This window comes from Streptomyces sp. MBT53 (genome assembly GCF_016654115.1).
GTDB lineage: Bacteria > Actinomycetota > Actinomycetes > Streptomycetales > Streptomycetaceae > Streptomyces.
In genome coordinates this window covers 1-12,310 of the sequence record NZ_JAEQAZ010000227.1, presented here as the reverse complement: position 1 = coordinate 12,310, position 12,310 = coordinate 1, and the positions used below count along the sequence as shown (strand labels likewise).

Annotated in this window: 9 protein-coding genes and 1 pseudogene; 5 read left to right on the top strand and 5 right to left on the bottom strand. The window is 71.7% G+C overall.

All coding sequences use genetic code 11. From position 1 onward, the window contains the following. Positions 1-122 precede the first annotated feature (122 nt). Genes JHN45_RS44720 through JHN45_RS44700 form a run of 5 tightly spaced genes read right to left on the bottom strand, consistent with a single transcriptional unit; the run spans position 123 to position 5,745 of the window. On the bottom strand, positions 123-1,433 hold the full coding sequence (locus JHN45_RS44720) for a DUF58 domain-containing protein (RefSeq protein ID WP_201055118.1): 1,311 nt from the start codon (positions 1,431-1,433) through the stop codon (positions 123-125). Continuing rightward, on the bottom strand, positions 1,433-2,425 hold the full coding sequence (locus JHN45_RS44715; RefSeq protein ID WP_374195682.1) for an AAA family ATPase: 993 nt from the start codon (positions 2,423-2,425) through the stop codon (positions 1,433-1,435). The genes JHN45_RS44720 and JHN45_RS44715 overlap by 1 nt, the downstream gene beginning before the upstream one ends. After that, on the bottom strand, positions 2,422-3,615 hold the full coding sequence (locus JHN45_RS44710) for a DUF4350 domain-containing protein (RefSeq protein ID WP_201055115.1): 1,194 nt from the start codon (positions 3,613-3,615) through the stop codon (positions 2,422-2,424). The genes JHN45_RS44715 and JHN45_RS44710 overlap by 4 nt, the downstream gene beginning before the upstream one ends. Continuing rightward, positions 3,612-4,397: a DUF4129 domain-containing protein gene (locus tag JHN45_RS44705; RefSeq protein WP_307783373.1), complete on the bottom strand. Its 786-nt coding sequence runs from the start codon at positions 4,395-4,397 to the stop codon at positions 3,612-3,614. The genes JHN45_RS44710 and JHN45_RS44705 overlap by 4 nt, the downstream gene beginning before the upstream one ends. 4 nt (positions 4,398-4,401) lie before the next feature. Continuing rightward, positions 4,402-5,745: a hypothetical protein gene (locus tag JHN45_RS44700; RefSeq protein ID WP_201055113.1), complete on the bottom strand. Its 1,344-nt coding sequence runs from the start codon at positions 5,743-5,745 to the stop codon at positions 4,402-4,404. Between the two features lie 140 nt (positions 5,746-5,885). Between JHN45_RS44700 and mtnA the strand changes: the two genes are divergently transcribed. From mtnA to JHN45_RS53665, 5 genes and pseudogenes are all read left to right on the top strand, one after another. Then, entirely contained in the window at positions 5,886-7,025 is a 1,140-nt protein-coding gene (gene mtnA, locus JHN45_RS44695; protein WP_200715524.1) for an S-methyl-5-thioribose-1-phosphate isomerase, read from the top strand. Between the two features lie 8 nt (positions 7,026-7,033). Beyond that, positions 7,034-7,723 (top strand): two-component system response regulator MtrA, encoded by a 690-nt coding sequence (gene mtrA / locus JHN45_RS44690; RefSeq protein ID WP_187284748.1) that lies wholly within the window; start codon positions 7,034-7,036, stop codon positions 7,721-7,723. Between the two features lies 1 nt (position 7,724). After that, on the top strand, positions 7,725-9,809 hold the full coding sequence (gene mtrB, locus JHN45_RS44685; protein WP_200715523.1) for an MtrAB system histidine kinase MtrB: 2,085 nt from the start codon (positions 7,725-7,727) through the stop codon (positions 9,807-9,809). Next, positions 9,799-11,637 carry an LpqB family beta-propeller domain-containing protein gene (locus JHN45_RS44680; protein WP_200715522.1) on the top strand — a complete coding sequence of 613 codons (1,839 nt, stop codon included), beginning with the start codon at positions 9,799-9,801 and terminating at the stop codon, positions 11,635-11,637. The genes mtrB and JHN45_RS44680 overlap by 11 nt, the downstream gene beginning before the upstream one ends. Before the next feature lie 241 nt (positions 11,638-11,878). Next, positions 11,879-12,310: pseudogene (locus JHN45_RS53665) on the top strand (ComF family protein); the annotation flags it as partial.

The following is a 12,310-nucleotide window of genomic DNA, read 5'->3' as shown; positions in this document are numbered from 1 at the left end:
GGGAGAGTAGTACGCCGCCGAACAAATATTGCGAAGACCCCTGTACCGTTTATTCGGTACAGGGGTTTTCTGCGTTTAAGGGCCTCTGAAAAGGGCCTGCTTTTTGTAAGCAGACCCCTGTATTACAGACGTCCCGCAGCCTTGAGAGCCAGATACGCGTCCGCCAGTGCCGGCGCGAGGTCGTCCGGTGTCGCGTCGACGACGGTGACACCATATCGGCGGAGTTTTTCTGCGGTGCGGTCGCGTTCCGTCTGAGCACGTGCCGCGGCTGCCGCCTCGTAGACCGCTTCTGTGTTTCCACGGGCCTTGGCCATGCTTGCGATGTGCGGATCTGCTACGGATGCCACCAGAACCGTATGGCGCTGGGTGAGTTGGGAGAGGACGGGGAGCAGGCCCTCTTCGACCGGGGCCGTGTCGAGGCTGGTGAGCAGGACGATCAGGGAGCGGCGCGGTGCGGTGCGGATTGCCGTGGCGGCGAGGGCTCGGGCGTCTGTTTCGACGAGTTCCGGTTCGATGGTCGCCATCGCGTTGACCAGTGAGGGGAGTACGTCGCGTGCGGTGCGGCCCTGGACGAGGGCGCGGACCCGGCGGTCGTAGGCGAGGAGGTCCACGCGGTCGCCGGCGCGGGATGCCAGGGCTGCCAGGAGCAGGGCGGCGTCCATCGAGGCGTCGAGGCGCGGGGCGTCGCCGACGCGGCCGGCCGAGGTGCGGCCGGTGTCGAGGACCAGGAGGATGTGGCGGTCGCGTTCCGGGCGCCAGGTGCGTACCGCGACCGTCGTTTGGCGGGCGGTGGCGCGCCAGTCGATGGAGCGGGTGTCGTCGCCGGGGACGTATTCGCGCAGGCTGTCGAACTCTGTTCCTTCGCCGCGGGTCAGCACGCTGGTGCGGCCGTCGAGTTCGCGCAGGCGGGCGAGTTTCGACGGGAGGTGCTTGCGGCTGGTGAAGGGGGGCAGGACGCGTACGGCCCAGGGGACGACGTGGGTGCCCTGGCGGGTGAGGAGGCCGAGGGGGCCGTAGGAACGGATGGTCACGCGGTCTGCTTGGCGGTCGCCTCGGCGGGTGGGGCGTAGGCGGGTGGTGAGGCGGCGGCGTTCGCCGGGCGGGACCGTCAGGCGGTGGCGGGATGCGGCGAATTCCGTGCCGGGGAGCCAGCTGCTGGGGGGCCAGGCGTCGCGGATGCGGGCTCGGAGCAGGCGGCGGGAAGGGTTGGTGACGGTCAGGGTGACGTCGGCTGATTCGCCCAGGCGTACGGAGGCGTCACCCGAGCGGGTGAGGCTCAGGTGGCGTACGGGGGTGGCCAGGGCGAAGTCGCAGGCGCAGGCCAGTGCCAGGGGGGCGTTGACGGCCAGGATGCCTGTCCAGCTGGGTTCCCAGATGCCTACGGGGAGGGAGCCCAGGGCTGCGAGGAGGGCGGCGCGGCCGGTGAGGGCCATCAGCGGGGGACCGGGACGTGGGCGAGGATCGCGTTGATGACGGAGTCCGCTGTCACGCCCTCCATCTCGGCCTCGGGGCGCAGTTGTACGCGGTGGCGGAGGGTGGGGAGGGCCAGGGCCTTCACGTCGTCGGGGATGACGTAGTCGCGGCCCGTGAGCCAGGCCCATGCGCGTGAGGTGGCGAGGAGGGCGGTGGCGCCGCGCGGGGACACGCCGAGGGTGAGGGACGGCGATTCGCGGGTGGCGCGGCAGATGTCGACTACGTAGGCGGTGATTTCGGGGGAGATCGTTGTCTTGGCGACCGCCGCGCGGGCTGCTTCGAGGTCGGCCGCGGTCGCTACGGGGCGCAGGCCGGCGGCGTGCAGGTCGCGTGGGTTGAAGCCTTCGGCGTGGCGGGTGAGGACGTCGATCTCGTCCTGGCGGGAGGGGAGAGGGATCGTCAGTTTGAGGAGGAAGCGGTCGAGTTGGGCCTCGGGGAGGGGGTACGTGCCCTCGTACTCGACGGGGTTCTGCGTCGCGGCGACCAGGAAGGGGTCGGGGAGGGGGCGCGGGGTGCCGTCGACCGTGACCTGGCGTTCCTCCATCGCTTCGAGGAGGGACGACTGGGTCTTCGGCGGGGTGCGGTTGATCTCGTCCGCGAGGAGGAGGTTCGTGAAGACCGGGCCGGGCTGGAAGCGGAACTCGGCGGAGCGGGTGTCGTAGACCAGGGAGCCGGTGACATCACTGGGCATCAGGTCCGGGGTGAACTGGATGCGCTTGGTGTCGAGTTCGAGCGCGGATGCGAGCGCTCGGACGAGCAACGTTTTGGCGACTCCAGGGACTCCTTCTAGTAGAACGTGTCCACGGCAGAGGAGGGCGACGACGAGGCCGGTCACGGCGGGGTCCTGGCCGACCACGGCTTTGGCGATCTCGGCGCGCAGGGATTCGAGGGAGGCTCGGGCGGCGCCCGGATTCCCCACAGGCCCGGCGTTGTCAGTGGTCGGGTCCATCATGGACGGCGTACCTCTCTTTCGAGGGCGTCGAGTTGGTCGGCAAGTGCGATGAGGGCCGCGTCGTCGCTGGGCGGCGGGCCGAAGAGGAGGGCGTGCAGGGTCTGTCCGTCGCCGTGGAGGTGGGCGGAGAGCGCGGGGAGCAGGGCCTCGGGCGCGTGCGCCTGGGAGACGGGGACGCCGACGAGGGGGGCGAGGCGAGTGCGGGTGGTGGAGCGCAGAGCGGTGGCCGCGCGGTCGCGGGCGTTGGCTTTGCGGTAGAGACGGGCGCGGCCTTCGACGGTTTCGGAGGCGCGGATCGCCACGGGGAGTCTTTCGGGCACGAGGGGGCCCAGTCGGCGTGCCCGCCAGAGGGCGGCCAGGGCTGCGGCGATGAACAGCTGCAGGGTGCCCCAGAGCCAGCCCGAGGGGAGCAGGTCGAGGAAGCTCTGGCTGCCGGAGTCGGTGGCCGCGGTGTCGGACAGCGAGGGGAGGTACCAGACCAGATGGGGGCGCGAGCCGAGGAGTTGGAGGGCGAGCGAGGCGTTGCCCTGCTTGTCGAGACGCTTGTTGAGGAAGATGTCGGGCGCGCCGATGACCACGGTGTCGCCGCCCTCGGACGCGTCTGGGAGCCGGAGGAGGGTCGGTCGGCCGTCGCTGGGGTAGCACTCGTCGGCGTCGGTGGCCGTGGTCGTGTACCGGTAGTCACCGGTCTCGGCGTCGCCCGCCCGCCGCGCGGCGGGCATCGAGCAGTCGGGGGAGAGCGGCGAGTCGAAGCTGGGCCCGGCGTCCACGGTGACCTTGGGGGCGAGCCGGCTCAGGGACGGCGTGCTGGGCGCGACGAGGACCGTACGGCCGCCGGAATTCGCGAACGCCGCGTGCAGGGCGGCCTGTTGGCGCTTGGTCAGCAGGTCCGGGACGGCGACCAGGAGGGTGGTGTCCGGGCCGGCCGCGGCGCGGGCCTGGGCCAGGGTCGAGACCACGCGCGTGGACACGCCCCGGTCGCCGAGGAGTTCGGCGACGGCGCGGCTGCCATAGGGGTCGGCGGAGCGCGGGTCGAGGTCGCCGTGCCGGGCGTCGGAGCGGATCGCGGCGATCCCCACGGCGGCTGCCAGGAGGACCACGAGCGCGAGGACGATGCCACGCGCGCGGGTCCACACCTGGCGGACGGTGGGCGAGGCCGAGGTCGCGGGAAGCGTCGCCTCCGTGGTCATTCCGCGGCCCCCTGGCTGGTGTGGTGGGCCGTGCTGTGGGCGCTGCTCGTGAGGACGGGCCTGGTCCGCTCCAGGCCGCGGTCGAGCTCGGCGATGCGGCGATACGACTGCTCGCTCGCGCCGCGTCCGCCGTACGTCACGTCGTCGAAGTGTCCGGCGGCGGCGCGCAGTTCGTCCGTGTGCGACGGGAGTGCGCGGCCGGCTTCCGCGACCGCCTCGTCGGCCGTGCGGCCGGGGCGGACATCGAGCAGGGCGCGTTCCTCCAGGGAGCGGACGATGGCACGCATGCGTTCCTGCACGGCGGGGTTCCAGTGTCCCTGGGCGGCGTGTGCCTCGGCGGCCGAGCGGTGTTCGGCGGCGCTCCGGGGGCGGTCGTCGAACAGGGCGGCGGTGGAGGCGGGTTCGTGGCGGGGGGTGCCGAGGCGCCACCACAGGGCGGCCACGACCGCGAGGACGACCAGGATGACGACGATCAGGCCGAGCGTTCCGCCGGGTGTCGCCTCCGATGCCCTGCTGAACAGTTTGTCGACCCAGCGGGAGACGGCGTCCAGGGCTCGTTGCACCAGGCTGGGGTCGTTCTCGTGGTACATCTGCTTGGACAGTTCACGCCGGGCCGCCTCCCGCGCGGGGTCGCGCGGGATCGTCACCGGCGGCTCGTCCCCCGAGAGGGCCGACGACCGTACGACTGTGCCGTGGGCGCGCAGCAGTGCCCTCGTGGCCGATTCGACGGTGTGCGGCAGCGCCGCGGGCACCGCTGTGAGTACTCCCCCCGCCAGGCTCACCGCATCAGCTCCCCGGGGTGGGGCCGGGGGAGGCGGCGCCGTAGTCCTGGACGCCGGCGGCGCGGGCCAGGTCGAGGTCGAGGGCCTCGCGGCGGATGCGCTGGTCGATGTACAGGAGCACGGTGACGCCCGCCGTGATCGGGAACGAGATCATGCGGCCGATCACCGCGCCGATGCCGCTGATGACGAGGAACGTCCAGCCGACGTCGCCGGTGCCGTTCACGAGGCCGCTGAGGCCGTCGCCGCTCAGCAGTCCGGCGATGAAGGCGAACGGGATCACGAGGATGGACGACAGGATGCTCGCGATGATCTGGGCGAGCAGCTGGATGCCGAAGATCCGCCACCAGGAGCCGCGCACCAGCTTCGCGGAGCGGCTCATCGACTTCACGATGCCCTGCTTCTCCAGCATCAGTGCGGGCGAGGCCAGGGAGAAGCGGATCGCAAGCCAGAGGGTGACGCCGGAGCCGGCGAGGCCACCGATGACGGCCAGCGCGACGCCCCCGTCCACGGATCCCGTGACGGCCACGATGATGCCGGGCACGGTGGGGATGCCGATCAGGGCGATGGCCATGAGGATCAGCAGGCAGATCAGGCCGAACAGCTTGAGCACCTGGGGGCGGGCGTCACGCCAGGCCTCCGTGGCGGTGACCGGCTTGCCGAGCACGGCGCGGCTGGTGACGGTGGTGAGCAGGGCGGTGGCGATCACTGTGCCGATGAGGGCGACCAGGTAGACGACTCCGGTGCTGAGCAAGGCCTCGCTCATGCCGCGGGTCACTTCGGAGGTGCTGGCGTTCGGGTCGTCGAGGGCGTTGGCGCTGGTGAGGTCGCTGAAGGCGAAGCCCTGGACGAGGACGACGATGGTCTGCATGACGACCGCGACGCTGAGCGAGATTCCCAGGACCGTGCGCCAGTAGGTGCGCATGGTGGATACGGCGCCGTCGAGGATCTCCCCGACGCCGAGCGGGCGGAGCGGGATCACACCGGGCTTGGCCGCGGGCGGGGGACCGCCCCAGCCGGCTCCCCAGCCGGGAGCGCCGTAGCCGCCGGGCCCGCCGTATCCCCCAGGGCCTCCGGGGCCCGCCGGGCCGCCGGGGTGGCCGCCGCCCCAGCCGGGGCCGGGCGGTGGGGGCGGTGCCTGGCCCGGGCCCGGGGCGTCGGTGGGCGCGGACCACTGGGCGGGTGGCGGCTGCTCCTTGGACCACTGCGGGCCGGTGCCCGACGGGTCCGTGCCGGGCTGGTCCGCGGGCTGTGCGGGGCCGGAGCCGTATCCGGCCGGACCGGACCCGCCGGGCTCGGGCCCGTCGGGCGGGGCGGATCCGGGCGAGGCCCAGCCCGGAGTGTCGTTCATCGTCGCTCCTTCACGGTGCCCGTCCGCGGGCGCGGCGGCAGGTTGGCAGCCATCGTGCCATGGGGTGGTCGACCGGTGACCGGCCGCGGTATGGGCTGCACACCTTCAATTGTCCGTCGGATACGGGGCAGACTGACCGCATGGCTGATCAGTACGCGCAATCCGGCGAGAACGGCCGGCCGACCGAGATACCCGCGATCCGCTGGGACGAACCCCCCGAGGGCCCTGTACTGGTTCTGCTCGACCAGACGAGGCTGCCCGCCGAGGAGGTCGAGCTGGTGTGCACGGACGCCTCCGCGCTGGTGGACGCGATCCGCTCGCTGGCGGTGCGCGGGGCGCCGCTGCTCGGCATCGCGGGGGCGTACGGCGTCGCGCTCGCCGCCGCGCGGGGCTTCGACGTGGACGAGGCCGCGCTGGCGCTGGCGGGCGCCCGGCCGACCGCGGTGAACCTCTCCGTCGGCGTGCGCAGGGCCCAGGCCGCGCACCATGACGCGGTGGCCAAGGGAGGCGATCCGGAGCAGGCGGCCGGGGCAGCGCTGGCGGCGGCGCGGCGGTTGCACCGGGAGGACGCCGAGGCCAGCGCGCGGATGGCCGCGCACGGGCTGGCCCTGCTGGACGAGTTGCTGCCCGGCGGTGGGCACCGGATTCTGACGCACTGCAACACCGGAGCGCTGGTGTCGGGCGGCGAGGGCACGGCCTTCGCGGTGGCGCTCGCGGCGCACCGGGACGGGCGGCTGCGGCGGCTCTGGGTGGACGAAACGCGTCCATTGCTGCAAGGTGCTCGCCTGACGGCTTATGAGGCGGCGCGCAACGGTATGGCGTACACCTTGCTCACGGACAACGCGGCGGGCTCCTTGTTCGCGGCCGGGGAGGTGGATGCGGTGCTGATCGGGGCGGACCGGATCGCCGCCGACGGTTCGGTGGCGAACAAGGTGGGGAGCTATCCGCTCGCCGTGCTCGCGCGTTACCACCATGTGCCGTTCATCGTGGTGGCGCCAGTGACGACGGTGGATCCGGACACGCCGGACGGGGCGTCCATCGAGGTGGAGCAGCGCCCTGGATTTGAAGTGACGGAGATCACGTCACCCCAAGTGACGGTGTCGGGAGCGGGAGGCGGGATTCCGGTGGCACCTCTGGGGACCCAGGCCTACAACCCGGCGTTCGACGTGACGCCTCCCGAGCTGGTGACGGCGATCGTCACCGAAGAAGGCGCTGTTTCGCCCGTGACGGCGGGGGCGCTGGCAGAGCTGTGTGACAGGTCACGACAGGTAACGATTTAGTTAATGGGATGATGTCGTTTATGAAGGGACGAGTCCTTGTCGTCGATGACGACACCGCACTGGCCGAGATGCTCGGCATTGTGTTGCGTGGTGAAGGTTTTGAGCCGTCTTTCGTAGCCGACGGCGACAAGGCGCTGGCCGCTTTCCGTGAGAGCAAGCCCGACCTGGTGCTCCTGGACCTGATGCTGCCCGGACGGGACGGTATCGAGGTGTGCCGCCTGATCAGGGCGGAGTCCGGGGTACCGATCGTGATGCTCACGGCGAAGAGCGACACCGTCGATGTCGTGGTGGGCCTGGAGTCCGGCGCCGACGACTACATCGTGAAGCCGTTCAAGCCGAAGGAGCTGGTCGCCCGGATCCGGGCGCGGCTGCGGAGGTCCGAGGAGCCGGCGCCCGAGCAACTCGCCATAGGCGATCTGGTCATCGACGTGGCCGGTCACTCCGTGAAGCGGGACGGGCAGTCGATCGCGCTGACCCCGCTGGAGTTCGACCTGCTGGTCGCGCTGGCCCGCAAACCGTGGCAGGTGTTCACGCGTGAGGTGCTCCTGGAGCAGGTCTGGGGCTACCGGCACGCGGCGGACACCCGTCTGGTCAACGTGCATGTCCAGCGGCTGCGTTCCAAGGTCGAGAAGGACCCGGAACGGCCGGAGATCGTGGTGACCGTCCGCGGCGTCGGTTACAAGGCGGGACCGAGCTGACATGTCCAGGGACAGTGCCGCTTCGGCACCCGGGGGGACCGGGGCCCGCGCGGGGCGGCCTGTCGGCCGGACGGCGGCGGGCTCCCGCTGGGCACGCCTCCTGGAGGGCGGGCTGCTGCAGGGCGGAGTCCAGGGCAGCCCGGTCCTCCGCCTGTTCATGCGCTGGGTGCGCCGGCCGCTGCTGCCGGTCATGCGGCTGTGGCGGCGCAACATCCAGCTCAAGGTCGTCGTAACGACCCTGCTGATGTCGCTGGGCGTCGTCCTGCTGCTCGGCTTCGTCGTCATCGGCCAGGTGCGCAACGGCCTGCTGGACGCCAAGGTGAAGGCCTCGCAGAGCCAGGCCACGGGTGGGTTCGCCGTGGCCAAGCAGAGGGCCGACGAGGCCGCCAGCGGGACCGCCGACGACGGCTCAGCGACCGACGGCAACTCCTCGCAGAACGTCATCTCATGGATGAGTGACCTGGTGTCGTCGCTGTCCAGCGGCGGCCAGGGCGCCTTCGACGTGGTGACGCTGCCGGCGGGTGCCGACAGCGGCGGCGGACGCAGTCCGCGCGGTTCCGGATACGTCGATCCGTCCGCGAGCGTGCCCGAGGACCTGCGCGCGCGGGTCAACGGCAGTACGGCAGCGGCCCAGAGCTACACCCGGATCATCTACAGCAACGGCAAGGAGTCCCAGCCCGCGCTCGTCGTCGGCAAGCAGGTCAACGACCCGAACAACAACCCCTATCAGCTGTACTACCTCTTCCCGCTCACCCAGGAGGAGAAGTCGCTCAGCCTGGTCAAGGGGACGCTGGCGACGGCCGGGCTCTTCGTCGTCGTACTCCTCGGGGCCATCGCCTGGCTCGTGGTGCGGCAGGTCGTCACGCCGGTGCGGATGGCCGCCGGGATCGCCGAGCGGCTCTCCGCCGGGCGACTCCAGGAGCGGATGAAGGTCACCGGCGAGGACGACATCGCGCGGCTCGGCGAGGCCTTCAACAAGATGGCGCAGAACCTCCAGCTGAAGATCCAGCAGCTGGAGGACCTGTCGCGGATGCAGCGCCGGTTCGTGTCCGACGTGTCGCACGAGCTGCGCACGCCGCTGACGACCGTACGCATGGCCGCCGATGTCATCCACGACGCGCGCGTGGACTTCGATCCGATGACCGCGCGGTCGGCCGAACTCCTCGCCGACCAGCTGGACCGCTTCGAGACGCTCCTCGCCGACCTGCTGGAGATCAGCCGCTTCGACGCGGGAGCGGCGGCGCTGGAGGCCGAGCCGATAGACCTCAGGGAGGTCGTACGGCGGGTCATCAGCGGGGCCGAGCCGCTCGCCGAGCGCAAGGGCACGCAGATACGCGTCGTCGGCGACCAGCAGCCCGTGGTCGCCGAGGCCGATGCCCGGCGGGTGGAGCGGGTGCTGCGCAATCTCGTCGTCAACGCCGTGGAGCACGGCGACGGCAAGGACGTCATAGTCAAGCTCGCCACCGCGGGCGGGGCGGTCGCCATCGCGGTGCGCGACTACGGGGTGGGTCTCAAGCCAGGCGAGGCGACCCGGGTGTTCAGCCGCTTCTGGCGGGCCGACCCGGCACGCGCGCGTACCACCGGTGGTACGGGTCTGGGGCTGTCCATCGCCCTGGAGGACGCGCGGCTGCACGGCGGCTGGCTGCAGGCGTGGGGTGAGCCGGGCGGCGGTTCGCAGTTCCGGCTGACGCTGCCGAGGACCGCGGACGAACCGCTACGGGGCTCACCGATACCACTGGAGCCCAAGGACTCACGCCGTAACCGTGGACTCAATGACGCCGGTCTGCCGAGCGGGGGCGGGGACAAGCGCGCGACGGTCCCGGTGCAGCCGATGGGTGACCAGGGGGCGCCGATACCCGCGCGGACCCCGATCGGCCCGAGGCCGACCGCCACGACCGCGACAGCGGACCCGACGGCGCTGCCCGGCAACGGCGCACGCGTGGTGCCCCGCCCGACCGGCGGCACACGGCGCCAGGAGGACCGGCCGACCGCGGACGCGCCTCGCGGTGACACCGCGCGCGGTGTCGACCCGGCCGCAGTCCCGGAGGAATCGAACAAGCAGGGGGAGGCATCTCGTGGGCGCTGACCGCGAGGAGGGCGCCCGGCGAAAGCCGGCACGCGCGGCGGCGTACGTCGCGTGCGGCGTCGTAGTGCTGGCGGGATGTGCCTCGATGCCGGACAGCGGGGACCTCCGGGGTGTCGAGTCGACGCCGCGGCAGGACACCCAGGTGCGGGTTTTCGCGATGCCTCCCCGGGAGGACGCGACGCAGGGGGAGATCGTGCAGGGCTTCCTGGAGGCGTTGACCAGCGACGATCCGAGCTACAAGACGGCACGCCTGTACCTGACCGCCAAGGCGGCGCGGGGCTGGCAGCCGGAGGCGTCCACCACGGTGCTCGCCGACGGGCCGAGCACCGAGGCCGTCCATCCCCCCGGCGACCGGGAGGACAGCGACGCCTTCGCGTACACACTGACCGGTGACCGGGTCGCCACGGTGGACTCGCAGCAGGCGTACTCGCCCGCGGACGGGCAGTACAGCCAGCGGGTGCACCTGGCGAAGGACCCGAAGAGCGGGCAGTGGCGCATCGACGCGCTGCCCCAGGGCATCGTCATGGGCAGCTCGGACTTCCAGCGCAACTACATGTCGGTCAACAAGTACTACTTCGCGTCGAACACGACGGCCGGGGCGACCACGCAGCCGATCGCCGTGGCGGATCCCGTGTTCGTACGGCGGCGGGTGGACCCCATGACGCAGATGGTGCGTTCGCTCCTCAACGGGCCCACCAGCTGGCTCGGGCCCGTGGTCAGGTCGAGCTTCCCCACCGGGACGGCGCTGCGCAAGGGAGTCACCTCGCTGACCCCCGACGACCAGAACAAGCTGACGGTCCCGTTGAACCAGAAGGCCTCACGGGTGGGGCTGGCCCGGTGCAACGAGATGGCGACCCAGATCCTCTACTCGCTCCACACCATGACGCCCACGGTGGACGAGGTCGAGCTGCAGGCCGCCAACGGCGCACAGCTGTGCGTGTACTCCGAGGACAACGCGGAGTCCCTCGTGACCCGCAGCCCCGTGAACCACCCCGTGTACCTGTACTTCCTCGACGACAAGCACCGGGTGGTGCGGATACCCGGCGGCAGCAGGGGCACCCACGCCGAGGCGGTGCCGGGTGCGCTGGGCGAGGGCACCAAGCAGCTGGGATCGGTCGCGGTGTCACGCGACGAGGAGAGCGGAGCCGGAGTCACTCTCGACGGGAAGTCGCTCTACGTCGGGTCGATGGTGCCGGACGCGCCGCTCGGGGACCCCGTGCTGACCAGCCAGGGCAAGACGGCGGCCGACCGGCTGACGGCTCCCAGCTGGGACGTTCAGGGCGACCTCTGGGTGGCCGACCGGGACCCGAAGAACCCCCGGCTGCTCCTGCTGCAGAGGGGCGTCGGCCAGCCGATCGCGGTCGACACCCTGGGGCTGGACGGCCGGATCGAGTCGGTCCGGGTGGCGGCCGACGGGGTGCGGATCGCGCTCGTCGTGGAGAAGGACGGCAAGCGGTCCCTGCAGATCGGGCGGATCCAGCGGAGCGGGGCGACCGGGGAGCAGCCGGTGATCTCGGTCCTCGAACTGCGTTCCGCGACCCCGGACCTGGAGGAGATCACGGCCATGTCGTGGGCCGGGGACAGCCGGCTCGTGGTGGTCGGGCGCGCGAAGGGCGGCGTGCAGCAGATGCGGTACGTCCAGGTCGACGGTTCCACACCGGAGGGCCTGGCACCCACCGCCCTGACCGGCGTTAAGGAGATCGCCGCGTCCGAGGACGACAAGCTCCCGCTGGTGGCCTATTCGGAGGACGGGATCGTACGGCTGCCCACCGGGGCGCAGTGGCAGAAGGTGGTCAAGACGGGGTCGGCGCCGGTTTACCCGGGGTGAGGCGATCGTCGGCCCAACTGGGTTGAGTTGCTTGCCGGTTGATCTGTTGTGAGGCAGCGCGGAGCGGCCGTCCTCGGTCGGGCTGAGGCCCGGCGGGAGGCGGCCGTTCGCGTGTTCCGGGGCGGGCCGCACTCGTGTGGGGGACGGCTGTCGACGGTTTCGCGGAGTTGTCCACAGGCAGGCGTCCGTCGGTTGTCCACAGGGGTGGCCGGTCGGCGAGAGCGTTGGCACAGTGGTGGGCATGCGGGGCTGGTGGCGGGACCTCACGGATCTGGTGCTGCCGGCCGAGTGCGGAGGCTGCGGGATGCCTCGCACGGTGCTCTGTCCGGAGTGCCGTGCCGCCCTGAACGGGGCCGTACCGAGCCGGGTGCGACCGGTGCCCGAGCCGTCCGGGCTGCCGGCGACGTATGCGGCGGCTCCTTACGCGGACGCGGTGCGCGCGATGCTCCTCGCCCACAAGGAACGAGGCTCACTGGCCCTCGCGGGGCCCCTGGGCGCGGCTCTCGCGGGCGCTGTGCGGGAAGGGCTCCGGGAGTGCCGGGCGCGGGGCCAAGAGGCTGTGACGGGGCAGGACGGGGGGTTGGCGGGGCCGAGTGGAGGCTCGGTGGGGTCGGACGGGGATTGGGTGCCGGGATGCGGCGAGCTGAGGGAGGAGAGCGATGAGAGCAGCGAG

Coding starts and splice junctions, on each gene's coding strand:
- mtrA (WP_187284748.1), top strand. CDS start 7,034: ATGATGTCGTTTATGAAGGGACGAGTCCTTGTCGTCGATGACGACACC.
- JHN45_RS44715 (WP_374195682.1), bottom strand. CDS start 2,425: ATGATGGACCCGACCACTGACAACGCCGGGCCTGTGGGGAATCCGGGC.
- JHN45_RS44710 (WP_201055115.1), bottom strand. CDS start 3,615: ATGACCACGGAGGCGACGCTTCCCGCGACCTCGGCCTCGCCCACCGTC.
- JHN45_RS44720 (WP_201055118.1), bottom strand. CDS start 1,433: ATGGCCCTCACCGGCCGCGCCGCCCTCCTCGCAGCCCTGGGCTCCCTC.
- JHN45_RS44700 (WP_201055113.1), bottom strand. CDS start 5,745: ATGAACGACACTCCGGGCTGGGCCTCGCCCGGATCCGCCCCGCCCGAC.
- mtnA (WP_200715524.1), top strand. CDS start 5,886: ATGGCTGATCAGTACGCGCAATCCGGCGAGAACGGCCGGCCGACCGAG.
- mtrB (WP_200715523.1), top strand. CDS start 7,725: ATGTCCAGGGACAGTGCCGCTTCGGCACCCGGGGGGACCGGGGCCCGC.